Source organism: Brevundimonas sp. (assembly GCF_044336875.1).
Lineage (GTDB): Bacteria > Pseudomonadota > Alphaproteobacteria > Caulobacterales > Caulobacteraceae > Brevundimonas.
This window is the reverse complement of record NZ_JBIIOP010000009.1, coordinates 30150-50497: the sequence shown is the minus strand read 5'-3', so window position 1 is coordinate 50497 and position 20348 is coordinate 30150. Positions and strand designations below refer to the sequence as shown.

At 68.4% G+C, this 20348-nt stretch carries 18 protein-coding genes; 3 read left to right on the top strand and 15 right to left on the bottom strand.

The genetic code is table 11. From position 1 onward, the window contains the following. The first annotated feature begins 1 nt into the window (after position 1). Together ACIQ1T_RS12075 and ACIQ1T_RS12070 are read left to right on the top strand one after the other, a co-directional pair. Positions 2-892 carry a 2-dehydro-3-deoxygalactonokinase gene (locus tag ACIQ1T_RS12075; RefSeq protein WP_395944797.1) on the top strand — a complete coding sequence of 297 codons (891 nt, stop codon included), beginning with the start codon at positions 2-4 and terminating at the stop codon, positions 890-892. After that, positions 889-1533: a 2-dehydro-3-deoxy-6-phosphogalactonate aldolase gene (locus ACIQ1T_RS12070; RefSeq protein WP_395944796.1), complete on the top strand. Its 645-nt coding sequence runs from the start codon at positions 889-891 to the stop codon at positions 1531-1533. The genes ACIQ1T_RS12075 and ACIQ1T_RS12070 overlap by 4 nt, the downstream gene beginning before the upstream one ends. Before the next feature lie 6 nt (positions 1534-1539). Here ACIQ1T_RS12070 and ACIQ1T_RS12065 read toward each other — a convergent pair whose 3' ends face one another. The 13 genes from ACIQ1T_RS12065 to ACIQ1T_RS12005 all read right to left on the bottom strand — a co-directional run bounded on the left by ACIQ1T_RS12065 (position 1540) and on the right by ACIQ1T_RS12005 (position 16397). After that, the gene (locus tag ACIQ1T_RS12065; RefSeq protein ID WP_395944795.1) at positions 1540-2403 is read right to left on the bottom strand and encodes an aldose 1-epimerase; all 864 of its coding nucleotides are present in this window, start codon (positions 2401-2403) and stop codon (positions 1540-1542) included. Continuing rightward, the gene (locus ACIQ1T_RS12060; protein WP_395944794.1) at positions 2400-3269 is read right to left on the bottom strand and encodes an SMP-30/gluconolactonase/LRE family protein; all 870 of its coding nucleotides are present in this window, start codon (positions 3267-3269) and stop codon (positions 2400-2402) included. The genes ACIQ1T_RS12065 and ACIQ1T_RS12060 overlap by 4 nt, the downstream gene beginning before the upstream one ends. Before the next feature lie 3 nt (positions 3270-3272). Next, positions 3273-4715 carry an aldehyde dehydrogenase family protein gene (locus ACIQ1T_RS12055; protein ID WP_395944793.1) on the bottom strand — a complete coding sequence of 481 codons (1443 nt, stop codon included), beginning with the start codon at positions 4713-4715 and terminating at the stop codon, positions 3273-3275. Positions 4716-4794: 79 nt separating this feature from the next. Continuing rightward, entirely contained in the window at positions 4795-6228 is a 1434-nt protein-coding gene (locus ACIQ1T_RS12050; protein WP_395944792.1) for a sugar porter family MFS transporter, read from the bottom strand. 57 nt (positions 6229-6285) lie between these two features. Further along, positions 6286-7044, bottom strand: coding sequence for an SDR family NAD(P)-dependent oxidoreductase (locus ACIQ1T_RS12045; protein WP_395944791.1), 759 nt, complete (start codon positions 7042-7044; stop codon positions 6286-6288). Beyond that, a complete protein-coding gene (locus ACIQ1T_RS12040) occupies positions 7041-8195 on the bottom strand; it encodes a fumarylacetoacetate hydrolase family protein (protein WP_395944790.1) in 1155 nt (384 codons plus the stop codon). Before ACIQ1T_RS12040 ends, ACIQ1T_RS12045 begins: the two co-directional genes overlap by 4 nt. 63 nt (positions 8196-8258) lie before the next feature. Beyond that, positions 8259-9236, bottom strand: coding sequence for a LacI family DNA-binding transcriptional regulator (locus tag ACIQ1T_RS12035; protein WP_395944789.1), 978 nt, complete (start codon positions 9234-9236; stop codon positions 8259-8261). A 91-nt stretch (positions 9237-9327) separates the two neighbouring features. After that, entirely contained in the window at positions 9328-10485 is a 1158-nt protein-coding gene (gene rodA / locus ACIQ1T_RS12030; RefSeq protein ID WP_395944788.1) for a rod shape-determining protein RodA, read from the bottom strand. Beyond that, positions 10485-12518 (bottom strand): penicillin-binding protein 2, encoded by a 2034-nt coding sequence (gene mrdA, locus ACIQ1T_RS12025; RefSeq protein WP_395944787.1) that lies wholly within the window; start codon positions 12516-12518, stop codon positions 10485-10487. The genes rodA and mrdA overlap by 1 nt, the downstream gene beginning before the upstream one ends. Next, entirely contained in the window at positions 12515-13033 is a 519-nt protein-coding gene (locus tag ACIQ1T_RS12020) for a hypothetical protein (protein WP_395944786.1), read from the bottom strand. The genes mrdA and ACIQ1T_RS12020 overlap by 4 nt, the downstream gene beginning before the upstream one ends. After that, positions 13030-14208, bottom strand: a complete 1179-nt coding sequence (mreC, locus tag ACIQ1T_RS12015) for a rod shape-determining protein MreC (RefSeq protein WP_395944785.1) — start codon at positions 14206-14208, stop codon at positions 13030-13032. The genes ACIQ1T_RS12020 and mreC overlap by 4 nt, the downstream gene beginning before the upstream one ends. Before the next feature lie 150 nt (positions 14209-14358). Next, the gene (locus ACIQ1T_RS12010) at positions 14359-15399 is read right to left on the bottom strand and encodes a rod shape-determining protein (RefSeq protein WP_054765854.1); all 1041 of its coding nucleotides are present in this window, start codon (positions 15397-15399) and stop codon (positions 14359-14361) included. Between the two features lie 284 nt (positions 15400-15683). After that, a complete protein-coding gene (locus tag ACIQ1T_RS12005; RefSeq protein WP_395944784.1) occupies positions 15684-16397 on the bottom strand; it encodes a TVP38/TMEM64 family protein in 714 nt (237 codons plus the stop codon). A 122-nt stretch (positions 16398-16519) separates the two neighbouring features. Here ACIQ1T_RS12005 and ACIQ1T_RS12000 point away from each other — a divergent pair, with 122 nt between their 5' ends. After that, positions 16520-17725 (top strand): pyridoxal phosphate-dependent aminotransferase, encoded by a 1206-nt coding sequence (locus tag ACIQ1T_RS12000; RefSeq protein WP_395944783.1) that lies wholly within the window; start codon positions 16520-16522, stop codon positions 17723-17725. 36 nt (positions 17726-17761) lie between these two features. Here ACIQ1T_RS12000 and ACIQ1T_RS11995 read toward each other — a convergent pair whose 3' ends face one another. Together ACIQ1T_RS11995 and ACIQ1T_RS11990 are read right to left on the bottom strand one after the other, a co-directional pair. After that, positions 17762-18757, bottom strand: a complete 996-nt coding sequence (locus ACIQ1T_RS11995; RefSeq protein WP_395944782.1) for a hypothetical protein — start codon at positions 18755-18757, stop codon at positions 17762-17764. A gap of 77 nt (positions 18758-18834) precedes the next feature. After that, positions 18835-20139, bottom strand: coding sequence for a cation:proton antiporter (locus ACIQ1T_RS11990; protein WP_395944781.1), 1305 nt, complete (start codon positions 20137-20139; stop codon positions 18835-18837). Between the last annotated feature and the right edge of the window lie 209 nt (positions 20140-20348).

Genomic DNA, 20348 nt, shown 5'->3' with positions numbered 1-20348 from the left:
CGTGACCGGAACGGCAGGCCTTATCGGGGTCGATTGGGGCACCAGCAATCTGCGCGTCATGCGGATCGCCGACGGCGGCCGCGTCCTGGACAGTCGCTCGGATTCCCGCGGTGCCGGCGGCCTGACGTCGGACCAGTTTCACGGCGTGCTTCAGGACGTCGCCGGCGACTGGCTGGCCGAAGGCCTGCCGATTCTCTGCTGCGGCATGGCCGGGGCGCGCAGCCGGTGGCGCGAGATGGCCTATCTGCCCTGCCCCGCCGATGTCGGGGATCTGGCGACCGCCGTGGCCAGTCCCCGCGATGCGCCCCGGGTCTCCATCGTCCCCGGCGTCGCCGTGTACGAGGACGATCGCCTGCAGGACGTGGTGCGCGGCGAAGAAACCCAGGTCTTCGGCCTGGACGCGCCGGACGAGGCCCTCGTGGTCGGTCCCGGCACCCACAGCAAATGGATCCGCACCAGCCAGGGCCGGATGACCGGTTTCCGCACCTTCATGACCGGCGAACTGTTCGCCGCCATTCGCAAGGGCACGATCCTGGGCGCAGACATGGGGGAGCCCGGCGTCGACGACGACGCCTTCGCGGCGGGTGTCGATCGCGCCCTGCGCGACCCCGCCCTCACCGCCGCCCTGTTCTCGGTGCGTGTCGAGGGTCTTGCCGGACGGCTTTCGGCGGCCTCGGCCGCAGACTATCTGTCAGGCCTGCTGATCGGGGCGGAGGTGGCGGCGCAAACGGATGCGCGCGATCGCCCCGTCATCCTGATCGGCGCGGAAGTCCTGTGCCGCCGCTACGCCGCCGCCCTGGCCAGGGGCGGCTTCCACGACGTCCGGATCGCGGACGGAGCCGCCGCCACGGCCCGAGGCCTGTGGCGCATTCACGAGGCCGTATCCCGATGACTTCCACTTCCATCGGCGTGACCGTCGAACACCTGGACGCCCTGCCCCTGATCGCCATCCTGCGCGGGTTGACGCCGGACGAGGCCGTCGCGGTCGGCGAGGCGATCGTCGCCGCCGGTTTCCGTTGCCTGGAAGTGCCGCTGAACTCGCCCGAACCGCTGGAGAGCATCCGCCGCCTGAGGCGGGCGCTGGACGGCCGCGCCCTGGTCGGCGCCGGCACGGTGCTGGACGTCGCCTCGGCCCGGGCGGTCGCCGGAGCCGGAGGCCAGCTGGTCATCTCGCCCAATACAAATACGGACGTGATCCGCGAGACAAAGACCCTGGGCCTGCTGTCCCTGCCCGGCTTCTTCACGCCGTCGGAAGCCTTCGCGGCCCTGGACGCCGGAGCCGACGCCCTGAAACTGTTTCCCGCCGAGATCGCGGGCCCGAAGGGGCTGAAGGCCGTCCGCGCCGTTCTTCCGGCGGCCACGCGCGTCTATCCGGTCGGCGGAGTCGATCCGGACAGCATGGCCCCATGGCTGGCCGCCGGCGCCTCGGGTTTCGGTATAGGGTCTGCAGTGTTCAAGCCTGGACAGTCGGCCGAACAGGTCGGTCGCCAGGCCGCCGCCTTCGTCGCGGCCTGGACTGCGGCCAGAGGCTGACGTCCTCTAGATCTCGCTCGCCGAGACGCTCATGGCGACCGTCAGCCGCTTACCCGGCGCCAGGCGGACCAGGCCGCTGCGCTCGCTGACCGGCGCGTTCAATGCGTCGGGGCGATGCGTGACCGGCTCGACGCAGACGAAGTCCGCGCCCGCCGGCGCATAGACCTGGGCCCATTGGGCGCTGTCGCCGCCGCGCAGCGCCACCCGTCGACCGCCGCCCTCGAGCACCGCTTCGCCGCTCCAGCCGGCATAGGCGTGGTCGACGAGGGGCGCCCCGGCCAGGGCCACGCCTTCCGACCAGTCCACAACCGCGTCCGGCGTCGCCAGCCGCGCAGGAATCTCGCGCGCATCCGTCAGCCAGACGCCTGTCGCGGCCAGGCTGAGGCGCGCATCCGGCGCCCTGTGAAAATAGGGATGCAATCCCAGGCCGGCGGGCATGACCGCCCCGCCCAGATTGGTCACCGACAACATGATCGCCAGTCCCTCGTCGGACAGGCTGACGGTCTGCCGGGCGCGCCAGGGCCAGGGCCAGCCCGTCTCCTGGCCTGGCCAGTCCAAGGTCATCTCGGCCCGATCCGACGCCTCGATCTCGACCTTCCACGGCATCCGCCAGCCGTCGCCATGCAGGGCGTGCGGCGCGAACCGGTCCAGAGCCTCCAGCGTCACCATCCGCTCCTCGAAGTCGAAGCGCCCGTCGGCGATGCGGTTGGCGTAGGGGACCAATGGGAAACAGGCCGTCTGAAGAATATCGGTCGCGCCCTCGGGCGTCGGCCGGAACACCGGTTCGCCGCGCCAGTCCAGGCTCAGCACCGCCCCGCCCTGTTCGGGGGCCAGCGTCGCGCGCCAGTCGCCGGCAGACAGCCGGATCACAGGCGAACCCGATTCTGCGGCAGGCCCGGCGTCTCCACCCGGGCGCGATAGAGGCCGCCCAGGGTCGGCTGCTCGCCCCGCTTGTCGGCGTTCCCCAGCCAGGCCGTGGTCATATAGAGATCACGCAGATCCTCGCCGCCGAAGGCCGCCTTGGTCACGGTCTGGACCGGCATGTCGATCTTGCCGATCCGTTCGCCCTCCGGCGAGAACCGCGCCACGCCCCAGCCGTTGAACAGGCCCACGTGCAACACGCCCGCCGAATCCATGCTGGGCCCATCCGCGAACCCGTCCTCGGTCACGGCGAAGACGCGCCGGTTCGACAGCCGGCCGTCGTCGTGATCGAAGGCCAGGACCGTCTTTTCCAGCGTATCGTGATGATAAAGGGTCCGGCCGTCCGGGCTCAGGCAGGGGCCGTTGGTGACCCCGTAACCGTCGTCGTGCCGGCTCAACTCGCCCCGGAACCAGCGATAGAGGGCGCCGGTCTTGACCGTCTCGCTGTCGTCCATCGATCCGAACCATAACGACCCGTCCGGGGCGACGAATCCGTCGTTCAGCCGGTTCTGCGGCCGATCCGCCTCGACGGTCTGGATCAGGTCGAACACGCCCGTCTGCGGATCGAACCGGTGCAGGCCGCCCCGCACACCGCAGATCAGCGATCCGTCTTCGGCCGGCAGGGCGAAACCGGTCTGGTCCGGCGTATCCCATGACCGCTTCTCGTCCGTCGCCGGGGTGTAGCGGTGCAGTTTTCGTCCCTTGATATCGACGAACCACACCGCCTCGCGCGCCGCATCCCAGACCGGACCTTCGCCCAGTTCCGCCTGGATGTCCCAGACCAGTTCCGGCGTGAGCGGCTTCATGTCGTTCATGGGTCAGCCCGCCGAATAGGACGTCTTGATCTGGGTATAGAATTCCACAGCGGCGAAGCCCTGTTCCCTTGCGCCGTAGGACGACTTCTTCGAGCCGCCGAACGGCACGTGGTAGTCGACCCCGGCCGTGGCCAGATTGACCATGGTCATGCCGGCCCTGGCGTTCCGCTGGAAGTCGCGGGCGTGTTTCAGCGACTGGGTGACTATGCCGGCCGACAGGCCGAACTCGACGCCGTTGGCCACAGCCAGGGCCTCCTCGTAGCTGGCCACGCGGATCGTCGAGGCCACGGGACCGAACACTTCTTCGGTGTTGATCCGGGCGTCGGCGGCGGTGTCGGCGATCAGGGTCGGCTGGACGTACCAGCCCGGCGCGTCGAAGCTCAGACGTTCGCCGCCGGTGACGATCCGGCCGCCGGCCTCGCGGGCGATGTCGATGTATTTGTAAGAGACCTCGCGCTGGCTCTCGCTGACCGCCGGCCCCATCTGGGTGTTGGGGTCGAGCGCGTCGCCGACCCGCAGCGCCGCGACCTTCTCGGCCAGGGCGGCGACGAACCGGTCGTGGATTCCGTCCTGCACGATCAGACGGCTGGAGGCGGTGCAGCGCTGCCCGGTGGCGAAGAAACTGCCGTCCAGGGCGATGTTCACCGCCCGGTCCAGATCGGCGTCGTCCAGAACGATCAGCGGGTTCTTGCCGCCCATCTCCAGCTGGACCCGGGCCTGGCGCTTGACCGCCCCCTCGGCCACGCCTGCGCCCACGGCCTGGGAGCCGGTGAAGCTGACGCCGTCGACGCCCGGATGGGCGACGATGGCCCGGCCCACGTCACCGTCGCCGATCACCATGTTGACGACGCCCTTGGGCAGGCCCGCCTCGTGCAGGATGGCGATCAAGGCCTCGGCCGTCGCCGGGGTCGGGCCGGCGGGCTTGATGACGACCGTATTGCCGAAGGCGATGGCCGGGGCGATCTTCCAGGCCGGGATGGCGATGGGGAAGTTCCACGGGGTGATCAGGCCGAACACCCCGACCGCCTGGCGATAGGTCTGAATCTCGACGCCCGGCCGCGTCGAGGCCAGGTTCTGGCCGTGGACCCGCAGGGCCTCGCCGGCGAAATATTTCAGAATCCGGGCGGCGCGCATCGTCTCCCCGATCCCCTCGGGCAGGGTCTTGCCCTCCTCCCGCGCCAGCAGTCGGCCGATCTCGGCGGCGCGGGCCATGACCAGGGAGCCGGCCTTGTCCAGAACATCGAACCGGACCTCGGGCGAGGCGTCGGACCAGCCGGGGAAGGCCGCCCGTGCGGCGGCGACCGCCTGGTCGACCTCGGCCGCGCCGCCCCTGGGGGTGCGAGCCACCACGTCGCGCGTGTCCGACGGATTCAGGCTCTCGCCCGCAAACGCGCCAGAAACCTTCTCGCCGCCGATCCAGTGCGAAAGTTCGAGAATGTCGGTCATGAGATGTCCTTTTCGAGGGCGGACGGGCGGCGGGGGAGCGCCGCCCGTCTCGGGGAGATGGGTACGGGCGGGCCGGAAATCAGCCCGTCATGTCTTCCAGTTCGCGGCCGCGGGTTTCCTTCACCCAGGCCTGGACCAGGAAGAAGGAGATCAGGGCGCTGACCGCGTAGAAGCCGTAGGTGAAGACCAGGCCCAGGGTCGCCGCCATCCAGGGGAAGCTGACCGAGATGGCGAAGTTGGCGATCCACTGGGCGAATCCGGCCACGGCCAGGGCCGAACCGCGCATCTGGTTGGGGAACATCTCGCCCAGCATGACCCACATGACCGGGCCCCAGCTGAAGTTGAAGAAGACCACATAGGCGTTGGCGGCGATCAGGGCGATCAGACCGGTGTTGTCATCCAGGTGCAGCGAGCCGTCGATCAGGGCGGCGCGCGAGAAACACCAGGCCACCACGGCCAGGGTCACGAACATGCCGGCGGAACCGATCAGCAGCAGGGGCTTGCGGCCGATCCTGTCGATGACCGAGATGGCCGCCAGACAGGCCGCGATCGACAGGACGCCGGACAGGATGTTGATCTGCAGGGCGTCGTTCTCGGAGAAGCCGACCGACTGCCACAGGACCGCGCCGTAATAGAAGACGATGTTGATGCCGACCAGTTGCTGGAAGACGGCCAGGATCAGACCGGCCCAGACGATGGGGCGCACCTTCTTCGTCGCCGGATCCAGCAGGTCGGAGAATTTCGGCTTGTGGTCGGCGGCGAGGGAGGCGCGGATTTCCTGCACCTTGCGGGCGCCGGCGCCGGGACCGAACAGTTTGGACAGCACGACCTCGGCCTGGGCGTCCTTCTTCTTGACCACCAGGAAGCGCGGGCTCTCGGGGATCACCAGCAGGGCCAGCAGATAGACGGCGGCGGGAATGACCTGCAGCCAGAACATCCAGCGCCAGGCGGGAAAGCCCATCCAGAAGTCGGCCGTCGATCCGCCGGCCGTCTTGGCCAGGGCGTAGTTGGCCACGAAGGCGCCGGTCAGGCCGGTGATGATCATGATCTGCTGCACCGACGACAGTCGTCCGCGGATCGAAGCCGGGGTCACTTCGGAAATATAGGCCGGCGACAGGACCGAGGCCGCGCCGACGCCCAGGCCGCCGATGAAGCGGGCGATGATGAAGTGGGCCGAGGTGTCGGCCGCGCCGGCCCAGAAGGCCGAGATGATGAACAGGACGGCGGCGATCTGCATCACCGTGCGTCGGCCGATGGCGTCGGCTAGACGCCCCGCCGCGAAGGCGCCGAAGGCGCAGCCCAGCAGGATGGCGCCGACGTTGAAACCGGTGCCCAGGGCCGACAGATTGAAGGCCGCCTCCAACCCGTCCTGAGTGCCGTTGATGACGCCGGAATCATAGCCGAACATGAAGCCGCCGATGGTGGCGACCGCCACGATCAGGGCGATGAAGGCCATATTGACTCGGTCGTCGCCCGCGATGTCGGGGCCTGAGCCCCCCGTCGGTCCTGCCATTTCGATGATACTCCCATAGAGCCCGTCTGACGCGGGCGTTGATCGATGTAGGAAACCCTACCGCCAGCCGGCGTCCACGAAATATTCGTGGCCTGTAATCAAACGTGCGTCGTCTGACGCGAGGAACAGGCCCAGGGCCGCGACATCGTCGGGCTGGAGCCGTCCCTTCAGGCACTGGGCCGCGACGATCTCGGCCTCGCCCTCGGGCGTGTACCATTTCATCTGGCGCGGGGTCTGGACGTTGCCGGGCACGATACAGACGACCCGGACCCCGTCCCCGCCCAGCTCGCGGGCCAAGGCGCGCGTCATGCCCTCGATCCCCGCCTTGGCGGTCTCGTACAGCGACAGGTCGGGCAGACCCAGGTGCCAGCTGATCGAGCCGAGGTTGATGATCACCCCCCTGCCCTGTTCTCGCATGCCGGTCGCGACCGACTGGGCGGCGAAATACAGATGGCGCAGGTTCACCGCGATCCGGTTGTCCCAGTATTCGGGCGTGACCTCGGCCAGCGTGTGGCGGTCGTCGTTGGCGGCGTTGTTGATCAGGACGTCGACCGGGCCATGCTCGGCGGCGACTTCCGCCAGACTGGCCTGCAGCACGGCGATGTCGGTCAGGTCGCAGGCGCGGAAGACCGGCGCGGGCGACAGATGGGCCAGCGACGCCTCGAGCGCCCTGGAGTCCGTCTCGGCGATGTCGAAGAAGACGACCCGGGCGCCCTGGCGCGCGAAGGCTTCGGTGAAGCCGGCGCCTATGCCGGAACCCCCGCCGGTGACGACGACCAGGCGGTCTTTCAGCGAAGGATAGACGGCGCGGTTCATGCCGAGGCCCCCAGCAGGCCGCGACCGGCCAGATTGCGCATCAATTCCAGCACTCCGAACTTCCACGGCGGGGCCTGGTCGCAATGAGCGACGATGTTCTCGAGAACGCCCAGTTTCTCGGACGAGACGCGCACCCGGTCTCCGATCTTGTGGGTGAACCCCTTGCCGGCGGCGTCCCGGTCGTCGATCGGCGCGAACATGGTGCCCAGATAGAGGGCGAAACCGTCCGGATACTGATGGGCGCTCAGGGTCTGGCGCACCAGTTCCTCCGGATCGCGACTGATCAGCCGCATCGAGCTCTCGCCGGTCATGATGAAGCCGTCCACGCCCTCGACCTCCAGCCGGACAGTCGCGGCGCGCACGTCGTCCATGCCGAAGCCGTCGTCGAACAGGCGGATGAAGGGACCGATCGCGGCCGAGGCGTTGTTGTCCTTGGCCTTGCCCAGCAACAGGGCGGAACGCCCCTCGATGTCGCGCAGATTGACGTCGTTGCCCAGGCTGGCGCCGACCGGACGACCGGTGGGATCGCAGATCACCACCACCTCGGGCTCCGGGTTGTTCCAGGCCGAGTCAGCCCGCACCCCGACCTCGGCGCCCCAGCCGACCGAGGCCAGAACGGGCGCCTTGGTGAAGATCTCGGCATAGGGGCCGATGGCGACCTCGAGATATTGGGACCAGAGCCCCTCGGCGATCAGCTGCGCCTTGACCGCCTCGGCCTGTTCCGAGCCGGGACGCAGATCCTTCAGATCACCGCCGATCCGGTCGAGGATGGACTGGCGCACGGCGTTGGCGGCGTCGGCGTCGCCGCGCGCCCGTTCCTCGATCACCCGTTCCAGGGCCGAGACCGCAAAGGTGACGCCGGACGCCTTGATGCACTGCAGATCCAGCGGCGAAAGCAAGACCACGTCTGCGTCGCCCTGCGCGCCCCAGGCCGTCGCGAACGACAATTCGTCCAGCGAACCGAGATCCGCCCCCGCCGCCTGATCCAGATCATCGAGGGCTGCGGCCTGGGCCGTCGTGGCGACCTGGGCCGACAGATCGTACAGCCGCCCGCCCTTCGCCAACACGGGCGACGGGCCTTCGGGCGTCATGATGCGTCCAAGCAGGCGCGCGTCGCGCCAGTCCGCCGGCAGGTACGAGGCAAGGTTCACGGTCATCTCCCACCCACATTCTCCGATGTGGTAGCGCTACCATCTTGCATCATGAGCCCGCTGTCAATCGTGGGGCGGCGCGGTGCTCTCCCTGAGGACGAATTCGTGGGCGACCGGACCGGGATCGTCCTCGCCCCGCACCAGGACGACGGCGGCGCGACGAGCCATCTCGGCCACCGGCTGACGGATGGTGGTCAAGCCGGGCCAGACGCTGGCGGCCAGATAGGTGTCGTCGAAGCCGACGACCGAGACGTCGCGCGGGGTCGACAGGCCGGCGGCGTGGACCGCGGCCAGCGCGCCCGCCGCCATGTCGTCGTTGCTGGCGAAAATCGCCGTGGGCCGATCCGCGCGGGCCAGCAGCCGACGCCCCGCCTCGAAGCCGGACCGATAGGTGAAGTCGCCCGGCTCGACCAGCAACATGGCCCCGTCGGCGGCGTCCACGGCCGCCTGGGCTCCACGGCGGCGGTCCCCGCTGGCGCTCTGGTCCTCGCGTCCCTCGACGAAGCCGATCACGCGATGCCCCAGATCCAGCAGATGCCGCGTCATCTGATGGGCGGCGCCGACGTCGTCCACCCGCAGCGAGATCAGATCGGGACTGTCGGTCGGAGCCGCCAGGACCACGGCCTTCATCCGGCTCTTGGCGATCGCCTCCAGCGTGGCCAGGGATTCACCCAGCGGCGGCGGCACGATGATTCCCTGCGCCCCGCCGGCGGCCAGCCGCTGGACCGCCTCGCGCTCCTCGTCGGGCGCGCCCGCGCGCGATGGCTCGATCAGCAGCAGCAGGCCCACGGACCGGGCGCCCTCCAGCGCGCCGGACAGAACCTCGGCCAGATAGGCGTTCGACGGGTTGGCGTAGAGCAGGCCGATCCGTCCGCCCCCTGCCCGCGCCAGGATCCGGGCGGCGGGATCGGGCACATAGCCGGTCTCGCGAATGACCGCCTCGACCTTCTCGCGGGTCGCCTCGCGCACGCGGGCGTCGCCATTGACCACGCGCGACACCGTCATCGGCGAGACGCCGGCCAGGCGCGCGATGTCGCCCATGGTGTGGTTTCGGCCCTGGCTGATCCTGGAGGTCACGCTGGGGAAACGAGCACAGGTCGGGCGCGTCGTCCAGAACGGCTGTCGTCGATGCTCAGATCAGGCCGTGTCCCTTGGGCAGTTCGGCGTAACGGTGGACGCGGGTCGCCATGACCAGGCCGAAACCGATCATGACCGTCAGCATGACCGTGCCCCCGTAGGACAGCAGCGGCATCGGCACGCCCACGACCGGCGCCAGCCCCATGACCATGGCCCCGTTGATCAGCACATAGAGGGCGAAGGTCGCCGTAACGCCCGAGGCCGCCAACCGTCCGAAATGGCTGTGCGACAGGGAGGCGATGCGCAGCGAGATAAGAATGATCGCCGCATAACAGGCCAGGATGGTGAAGGAGCCGACGAAGCCGAACTCTTCCGACACCGCCGCGAAGATGAAGTCTGTGTGTTTCTCGGGCAGGAATTCCAGCTGGCTCTGGCTGCCCAGGCCGAACCCCTTGCCCAGCAGGCCGCCCGAGCCGAGCGCGATCTTAGACTGCATGATGTGATAGCCGGTGCCCGACGGATCCGCCTCGGGATTCAGGAAAGTCAGCACCCGGTGTCGCTGATAGTCGTGCATGCCGAACAGGACATAGGGCGGCACCAGGGCCACGGCCGCCGCCCCCACGGCGGCGATGATCTTCCAGCTAAGCCCCGCCATGAACATGATCGCCGCCCCGGTCAGGCCGATCAGCATGGCCGAGCCCAGGTCCGGCTGGTGGGCCACCAGCAGGAACGGAAGGCCGATGATGCCGACCGGGAAAATCAGCTTCCAATGGAAACTGGCCTCCTTGGCCGAGGCGCCGTGGTACCAGCGCGCCAAGGCCAGGACGACGCCGATCTTCATGATCTCGGACGGCTGGATCCGGGTCACGCCCAGGTTCAGCCAGCGCGTCGCGCCCATGGCCGTATACCCCAGACCCGGCACCTCGATCAGGGCCAGCATCAGCAGGGCCACCCCATAGACAGGATAGGCCAGGCCGAACCAGAAGCGGATATTGACCATCGACAGGGCCAGCATCAGGGCTGTGCACATGCCGAAACGGATCAGGTGTTTCGCGGCCCACGGCGACCAGGATCCGCCGCCGACCGAATAGAGCATCAAGCCGCCGGTGCCGGACACGACGCAGATCAGCGCCAGCAGCCGCCAGTCGATCTGGCTGATCTTGGTCGAGACGCGTTCGCGCTCGCCGGGACGGGACAGGGCGGAGGCGGTCATCAGCGCGGCTCGGGCAGATAGGGACGCGGGCCGCCGGCGGCGGGCGCTGCAGTCGGCGATGCGCCGTCCGCAGGCGTGCTCACAATGATGTCGGGTTCGGGCGCGGCGCCGACCAGGCCCTCGTCGATGACGGGACCGACGGGCTCCGGCGGCAAGGGCCGTTCGATGCGCGCACGCATGTCCGGGTCCTTCAGCAGGACGGTGCGCATGACCTCGCGTGCGCGGGGGGCGGCCGCCGTGGCGCCGCCCTTGCCGCCGTGCTCCACGATGATGGCCACGGCGTAGCGCGGCGCGTCGATCGGTGCGAAGGCGACGAACAGGTTATGATCCTTCAACGCCCAGATCTGGCTGCTGCGCGATCCCGAGCCGTAGTTGCGGGCCTGGGCCGTGCCGGTCTTGCCCGCCATCTGGATGTCGCCCAGGCCCAACTGGCTCTGGCGATAGGCGCTGCCGCCCCTGTCGTTGGCCACGGCGATCATGCCCTGACGCACATATTCGACGTGTTCCGGCTGGAACGGAAGATCAGGCACGGCGGCCCCGCTGGGCTGTTCGACCCCGCCGATCGACTTGATGAGTCGAGGCTGCAGCGCCTTCTTCGCATTGGCCAGGCGAGACGTCATGACCGCCAGTTGCAGCGCATTGACGTTGACGGCCCCCTGCCCGATCGCGACCGAGGTCGTCTCGCCGGGGTGCCACACCGGATCGCGCGGGAAGGTGCGAGCCTTCCACTCGGTGGACGGCAGCAGGCCCTTGCGCTGGTTGCCTACGCCGATGTCGAACTCATGCTCGAAGCCGAGGGCCAGGCCGGCCTTGCGGATATTGTCGACGCCGGCGCGGTTGCACATGGCGTAGAAATAGACGTCGCAGGAGTTCTTGATCGCGTCGTGCATGTTCTGCGCGCCGTGCCGGCCCCAGCACCGCTGTGTCCGGTTGCCGGTGCGATAGGCGCCGGTGCAGACGACCGTCTGGCTGGGATCCACGCCGGCTTCCAGCAGGGCCAGGGCGGTCGTCGGCTTGAAGGTCGAGCCCGGCGGGAAGGTGCCGTTCAGCGTCTTGTCCAGCAGGGGCTTGCGCTCGTAGTCGCGCAGGGCGCTGTAGGTCTTGGACGGCACGCCGCCGACGAACAGGTTGGGATCAAACGACGGCGCCGACATCATGCACAGGATGTCGCCGTTGCGGACGTCCATGACCACACAGGCGCCGGACTCGTCGCCGAACACCTCCAGCGCCCGGTTCTGGACGTCGGCGTCCAGGGTCAGGACCACCTCCTTGCCGGGCTCGGCCGGGCGCGAGCCGCCGATGTCTTCGGCGACCACCCGTCCCCGCGCATCGACCTCGACACGGTTTCCGCCCGGTTCGCCGCGCAGGGATTCGTCCAGCGCCTTCTCGACGCCCTGACGACCGATGCGGAAACTGGGGTTGAACAACAGGGGCGGCACCGTCTGCCCCTTGTCGCGGATCGCCTTGACGTCGCGGTCCGACACCTTGGCCACATAGCCGATGACGTGGGCGAAGGCGCCGCCGAACGGGTAGTAGCGCGCCTCGTTCATGTCGGCCATCACGCCGGGCAGTTCGTTGGCGTACAGATTGACCTTGGCGAACTCCTCCCAGGTCAGGTCGCTCTTGACCGGCACCGGGTTGAACTTGGGCGAGGCGTTGACGTCGCGGATGATCGCGCGACGCCGTTCCAGGGTGTCGGGCAGAAGGCGGCCCAGCAGATCCAGCGTCTGGTCCAGATCCTTGGTCTCGTCGCGAATGACCAGGACCCGGAAACTGGGCCGGTTGCCGGCGATGACGACGCCGTTGCGGTCCTTGATCAGGCCGCGCGGCGGCGGGACCAGGCGAAAGTTGAACTGGTTCTGCGACGACAGGGTCGCATATTCCTGGGCCTGGACGACCTGCAGCTGGGCCAGTCGCCCGATCAGGGCGGTGACGCCCAGGGCCGTCGCCCCACCGAAGACGAAGGTGCGGCGAAGGAACGAGCCCTGGCGCTCGTTCACGTCCGCGAAAAAGATGGAGGGTTCGCCGCTCATCGGAACCGGATGTCTCCGTCGTCGAACCTTTCCAGCATCCAGTCGGCGATCGGATACAGGAGCAGGGTCGGGACGATCTGGCCCAGCAAAGACAGTATGGCCGGCGGATTGCCCGCCCGCACCGTCACGATGACATAGGCGACCAGGAAGGCGCCCAGGGTGCAGGCCAGATACCAGCCGAACCGGATCAGACCCTCATGTCCCGCCAACAGATTTCGCGATAGCAGCACCACCCCGTAGACGCCCATCAGGCACAGGGCCCACAGGCCCAGCGCCCCGTTCCAGAACAGATCCAGGAACAGGCCCAGGGCGAACAGCACCGCCGGCGCCGTCATCGACGGACGGATCAACGGCCAGGCGAAGGCCAGCACCATCGGGAAGACGGGCTCGGGCAGAGTCAGGCCGAACAGCTGAGCTGGAGTGGCGAAGACGACGGTGGCGGCGACCGCCGCCACGGCCGGATAGACGATCCACTGCAGGGGTCCGACGACACGGACCGCGACCGGCCGTCTCAAATCCTGCCCTCCGCGGACGGCGCTGGCGCTGGCTGGGCCGGGGCAGGCGCGTTCTGGGCGGCCGGGGCCGCGACCGATGGGGCCGAAGGTCGCGCTTGGGGCGGCCGAGGACTCGTGGCGACCGGACGCGTCGGCGTCGGCGTGGGACGCGGCGGCGTGGCCACGGGGGCCGGCGCGGCTGCGGCGGCCCGGGCGCGTTCGGCCTGAGCCTGGGCGGCCGCCTGGCGTCGCGCGGCGGCGTCGCCGATGGCGCCCGCCTGGGCGGCGGTGGGTTCCGGCGCCGTGGTCAGACCGGCCAGAGGCGGAGCGTTCAGCGCATTGGGGTCGATCAGCTGGCCGAAGTCCTGGAACAGCAGAACCCGGACATAGTCGATGGCGCCGCGATCGCTGAACAGCTTGACGCGCCAGCTGCCGTCGATGCCCTTGGCCGCCACGCCGATCGGGATGCCGCGCGGCAGGCCGCCGCCGTCGCCCGAGCTCAATATCCGGTCGCCGGCCTGGACCGATCCGACGCCGCGCACGAACTCCAGCCGCGGATTGTCGCTGCCGTCCCCGGTCAGGACGGCGCGCGCGTCGGTGCGATCGACCAGGACCGGCGTGCGCGAGGCCACGTCGGTCAACAGGACCATGCGGCTGACGCCGCCGGTCACGCCCGTGATGCGACCGATCAACCCGTGCTCGTTCATCACCGGATTGCCGATGCGCACGGTCTTGGACGAACCGACATCCAGAAGCTTGGCGCGGTTGAACGGTCCGCGCACGTCGGAAATGGCCCGCGCCGTGACCATGGGAATGGCCGGCTCGGTCCGAAGGCCCAGCATGGCCTCGTAACGGGCGTTGACGTTCTTCAGGGCGATGGCCTGGTCACGCCAGGGCTGCAGCTCGGCCAGTTCGGCCTTCAGTCGACGATTTTCCGAGACCGCAAAGAAATAGCCGCCGACAAAGTCGGTCACGGCGCCGGCCCAGCGCACCGGCGCGGCGAAGACGCCGCCCACCGGTCCGGCCACGGCCTCGGTCGCGCCACGTGCGTCCGCATAGCCTGCGGCGCCGTCAGACGTCGGACGATCGGTGATCAGCAGCAGGACGGCCGCGCCTATGGCCACGACGACGACCACCGCGGCGGTCCAGGCCAGCGGCACCTTCAGGTTTTCAAAAGGGCCGTCGCGAAACGCCACGGGCGACCTTCCAGTCAAAGGGTTGGAATCAGCGGGACGCCTCCCGCCAATCAGCCTGCCTATCGCAAAATCGGGGCCGGAATGGAACCGTCGATCACGCAGGGCTGAAAAGGATTTGCGGCCAGGCGTTCACCCGGCCGCCGCAAGCGATCAGAGCGCCGAGTCGAGCACGCCCTTCATCCAGCGCGGATGTTCGAGCACGCGGCCGCAGCCGATGGCGACGCAGGACAGCGGATCGTCCGCCACCGAGACCGGCAGGCCGGTGTGGTCGCGGATCTCGACGTCCAGACCGCGCAGCAGGGCGCCGCCGCCGGTCAGCATGATGCCCTTGTCGGCGATGTCGGCGGCCAGTTCCGGCGGGGTGGCTTCCAGCGCGACCTTCACGGCCTCGATGATCTGGGTGACCGGTTCGGCCAGGGCTTCCGCCGCCTGACGCTCCGAGATGCGGACCTCGCGCGGCACGCCCTGCATCAGGTCGCGGCCCTTGACCTCGATCGACAGGCCTTCGCCGTCGGCCGGGATACGGGCGGTGCCGATGTCCTTCTTGATGCGTTCGGCGGTCGTCTCGCCGATCAGCAGATTATGGTTGCGACGCATGTAGCTGATGATGCTGTCGTCCATCTTGTCGCCGCCGACGCGGACCGAACGCGAATAGACGATGCCCGACAGCGACAGGACGGCGACTTCCGTCGTGCCGCCGCCGATGTCGACGACCATCGAACCGGTCGGCTCATGGATCGGCAGGCCGGCGCCGATCGCGGCGGCCATCGGCTCGTCGATCAGGCCCACGCGGCGCGCCGAGGCGTTCAGGCAGGAGTCGTTGATGGCGCGACGCTCGACCGCCGTGGCGCCCGAGGGCACGCAGACGATGATCTTCGGATTCACGAAGCCCTTGCGGTTATGCACCTTGCGGATGAAGTGCTTGATCATCTCTTCGGCGACTTCGAAGTCGGCGATGACACCGTCGCGCATCGGGCGGATGGCTTCCATGTGGCCCGGGGTGCGGCCCAGCATCTGCTTGGCCTCTATGCCGACGGCGTGGACGATCTTGCGACCGCCGACGTTACGCAGGGCCACGACCGAAGGCTCGTTCAGGACGATGCCCTTGCCCTTCATGTAGATCAGGGTGTTGGCGGTGCCCAGGTCCATCGCGATGTCATTGGAGATCGCGCCGAAAAGGGAAAAGCTCATGGGAATCGATACCGTTGTTCTTTGACCGAGGGCGTTCGTTTCTTAGTCGACCTGGCGTCGCCCCGACATGTCGGCATCCCCTTGCCGAACCGCCGTCCTGATCGTCTTCGCCACGTCTTCCGCTGGCTCGTGTGCCCGTATGAAACAGGGAATACAACCCCCTTATCGCGACGGATTCACGTTCGCCCCCAGCCCCGTGTAATGGCCGCGCTGGCTGGCGTTCACGTTAGCGTCATGAGGTCGCCGGCTGGGCTGTGAAACATCCTGCCTGCAAGCTGGTAGACTCAGTCGCCGCGTGCCGCCTCGCGCCGCCGGACCACCTCGCGCACGACCAGCATCAGCCCCAGCCAGGCCAGGGCCACGCCCGCCAGGATGGCGGAGGTCCAGATTCCGTCGCCGCTGACCGCCGTCATGAAGGACCCGCCGAAGAAGGCCACCAGCGCCGTCTTCGGCAGCACGCCCAGGGCGCATCCGCTCAGGAAACCGGCGAAGGAGGCTCGCGCCGCGCCGAAGGCCATATTGACGACGATGAAGGGCGCCGAGGGCACGTTGCGGATCATGAAACTGGCGTAGAAGGCGTTCTTGCCGACAAACCGGGTCAGCCGCCCCACCGTCTTGCCGCCGTGACGCTCCAGCAGCCGCGCCGTCGGTCCGCGCCCCAGCCAGTAGGTCACCCCGGCCGAGGCCACGGTGGCGATCCAGCTGTAGAGAAACCCGAACCACGGCCCGAAGGCGACGACGCAGGCGGCGATCAGGATGAACTGCGGCGCCCCGAAAAAGGCCGCGACCGTGAACACGACAACGGCGATCGGCAGGCCCCAGGGCCCGTGCCGGAACCCGGCCAGCCAGTCCTCCAGCCGCCCCTCGGCGTCCAGCCCCAGCTGGCTCTTGCCCACGGCGAACAGGGCGATCATCGCCCCCAGGACAATGGCCGTCGCCAGCACGGCGCGCCAGCGCCGCGCCTCCATGTTCGACAGGAAATCGAGGATCCACCGCATCAGACGGGCCGCTTATCACCCCGACCCCGTATTTGCGAGCCTCGGCGCATTGTCCCCGGAGGCGACGCCGCGTAAACAGCCTCGCCTCTCCCGGCACGACACTTCCAGATCACGGAACTCTCATGTCCAGCCTGCAATCCTCCGCCCTCGCCCGCGTCAAGCCCTCGGCCACCATCGCCGTGACCGCCCAGGCCCGGAAGCTGAAAGCCGAGGGTCGCGACGTGATCGGTCTGGGCGCCGGGGAACCGGACTTCGACACGCCGGAGAATATCAAACAGGCCGCCATCGACGCCATTTCGCGCGGCGAGACCAAATACACCGACGCCGACGGCATGCCCGAGCTGAAGAAGGCCATCTCCGCCAAGTTCGCGCGCGAGAACGGCCTGACCTACGACGTGTCCCAGATCCACGTCGCGCCCGGCGGCAAGCCCGTCATCTTCAACGCCCTGGTCGCCACCCTGAACCCCGGCGACGAGGTCGTCGTGCCCGCGCCCTACTGGGTCTCCTATCCCGACATGGTCCTGCTGGCCGGCGGCGAGCCGGTCACCGTGGTCGGCGAGGAGAAGGACGGCTTCAAGCTGCGTCCCGAAGTGCTGGAAGCCGCGATCACGCCGAAGACCAAGTGGCTGATCCTGAACAGCCCCTCCAACCCGACCGGCGCCGCCTATACCCGCGCCGAACTGGAGGCCCTGGCCGAGGTGCTGCGTCGCCATCCGCAGGTCTGGGTGCTGACCGACGACATGTACGAGCACCTCGTCTATGGCGACTTCGAATACACCACCATCGCCCAGGTGGCCCCGGACCTGATCGACCGCACCCTGACGGTCAACGGCGTGTCCAAGGCCTATGCCATGACCGGCTGGCGCATCGGCTACGCCGGCGGTCCCAAGGCGCTTATCGACCTGATGCGCAAGGTGGCCAGCCAGACCACCTCCAACCCGACCAGCATCAGCCAGTGGGCGGCCGTCGAGGCCCTGAACGGCCCGCAGGACTTCATCCCCGAACGCAAGGCCGCCTTCGAGCAACGCCGCGACCTGGTCGTGTCGATGCTGAACCAGGCGACCGGCATCACCTGCGCGACGCCGGAAGGCGCCTTCTACGTCTATCCGTCCATCGCCGGCCTGGTCGGCAAGACGACGGAAGGCGGGGTGGTCATCGACGGCGATTCCACCTTCGCCGCCGAACTGCTGAACGCCGAGGGCGTGGCCGTGGTCCAGGGCGAGGCCTTCGGCCTCAGCCCCTATTTCCGCATCAGCTACGCCACCTCGGACGCGGTGCTGGAAGAGGCCTGCACCCGCATCCAGCGCTTCGCCGCCTCGCTGCGCTAAGAGGACTAGGGGAGGCTCCGGCCTCCCCTTTTTCGTTCAGGCGTCCAGTTGCTCGATCAACGGCCGCAGGGCCGCGTCCGTCGTCGGCGCGATCTCCTTCAGGAAGGCGATCAACGCCCGTTCATTGTCGTCGAACTGACCGTCGCGGCCGATCCGGTCGATCAGCCAGCGCGCCTCGGCCTGATCCACCGGCGCACTGGTCGCGGTCGCGCGCGTGGTCTCCGCCAGTCGATCCGGGAAGACGTCCTCGGCGCGAGGCTGCTTCAGCCCCCAGGCTATGACGCGCGACAGATAGGGGACGTTGCCGAAATTCAGACCGGAAGGCATTTGACCGAACCGGTCGATCATCCCCTGACCGATCCCGTCGTCCAAATCCGCCAGCCACCGCTCGCGCCGCAACGCCTCCTGCCGATCCGGCGCGACCCAGCCTGCAGAGGCCGTCACCGCATTGGCGACCGCGCGCATGAAGAAGTCGGTCCAGCTCGGATCGTTCGCCGCGCCGCGCGTGGCGTCGTTCAGGGCGAACAGGGCCTCGGCCTCCTCTCGCGAGACGGCCAGCCGCCCCGGACCGGACGGCGCGAACACCAGCCGCCGCAGCCGCGCCACCTCGTCGGCGGTGACGATCCCGTCGTTCTCGACCACGGCGCGTGTCACCAGCGACAGACCGAAGGCGGCCAGCGACGCCGGTGCGGCGTCCGCCAATTCCAGCACCCGCACGACGATTTCGACCTCGGTCCCGTCCCGCAGCCGCCCATCGGCCTTGACCCGCGCGATCAACCAGTCGGCCTGGGCGTCGGTGACATAGCCCAGCGGCTCCTGCTGGCGCACCAGCCAGTCGGTCAGGGCCTCGATGAAGAATTCGCGCCATTCCCTGGACTGGCGCTCGGTCCCTTCGTCGACGACGAACAGGGCCTCGACCTCGGCCTGGGTCACCGCGATCTCGCCGAACACCTCGCGTCTCAGCGCCAAAACATCGGCGGGTGTGACTTCGCGCTTGGCGACAATGGCCTCGCAAACGTCCCTCAAGGCCATATTCGCTCTCCCCGTTCGAGCGACGATCTAGCAACCTGAGGGTTACGCTCGACCTAACGGCGAGGACCGGACGCCTCTCAGGCCGTCGTCGGTTGAACCAGACGCGGTTCCTCGTCCTCGACCGCGTTGATGTCTCCCAGTTCGCCGCGCTCGCGCGCCTTGCGCCCGTAGAGCCATTCGAACAGCGGCGACGCCATCAGGGTTGTGATGATGGCCATCAGCACCAGGATCGAGAACAGGGCCGGGCCGATGATCCCCTTCTGCAGACCGATATTGATGATGATCAACTCCATCAGACCACGCGCGTTCATCAGGGCGCCAATCCCCAGGGCCGTGGCGTTGTCCTGACCGGTCAGTCGTGCGGCGGCCCAGCAGGCGCCGCTCTTGGCCAGGATCGACCCCGCCAGGATGACCAGGGTCACGGCGACCAGGCCCAGGCTGTTGACCACGGTCAACTGGGTGTTCAGCCCGGAGAAGGTGAAGAACATCGGCAGCAGGACCAGCACGGCGAACGGCTCCAACTGACGCTTGATCTCGCGGGTCAGCAGACCGCGCGGCATGGCCACGCCCAGGATGAAGCCGCCGAAGACGGCGTGGATGCCGACCGCGTCCATGCACCAGGCGCTGAGCATGAACAGGATCAGCACGATCCCCAACACGGTCGGGCTGACCCGCCCTTCCCGCTCGACCATCCGGCCCAGGGGCGCCAGCAGTTTCGGCGCGAGTGTCAGTATGAACAGGGCGAAGGCCCCGCCCCCGGCGATGGCCATCACCGCCACCATCGGCCCCGCGCCGAAACTGGCCAGGACGATGGCCAGGACGCACCAGGCGCCGGCGTCGTCTATGGCCCCGGCCGACAGCGACAGCGAGCCCAGCCGCGTGCCGCTCAATCCCCGCTCGTGGATGATCCGCGCCAGCATCGGGAAGGCGGTGATCGAGATGGCCGCCCCCATGAACAGCATGGCCTGCCAGGTCGCGATCCCCCTGCCGAACAGGCCCAGATCGACCAGCCAGGGCGCCATGGCCACCGCCACCAGGAAGGGCGCGGCCATGCCCGCCAGGGACACGGCCGCCGCGCTGCCTGCATTGGCCCTGAAGTGATCGCGCTTGAAGCCCAGCCCGACCAGGAACATGTAGAGGCCGACCCCCAGCTGGGCGCCGACGAACAGGATCGACTTGGACTCCTTGGGGAACAGCGCGGCCTGAATATCCGGCGCCAGCAGACCGAACAGCGACGGCCCCAGGATCACCCCGGCGATCATCTCGCCCACCACCTGGGGCTGGCCCAGGTAGCGTTTGGCCAGCCAGCCGACGGCGCGGCAGGCGGCGATGATGACGGCCATCTGCAGAAAGAAGGCCACGCTCAATTCGGCATTGGTCATTCGATGGTTCCCTCCCCAGGGCCGCGCCGCTCTTGAGAACGATCACAAGATTTCAGAGTATCAGCGGGCGGCCCGAACTCAAGGGACGCGCCGTCACATGTATGTTTCCATATACGACAAATATTTCACACGAAAACGCGCACCATGGCGTATCCGCCTTCGCGCAGCAAAAAGCCCGCCCCTTTCAGGGCGGGCTCGTTGACCTGCAG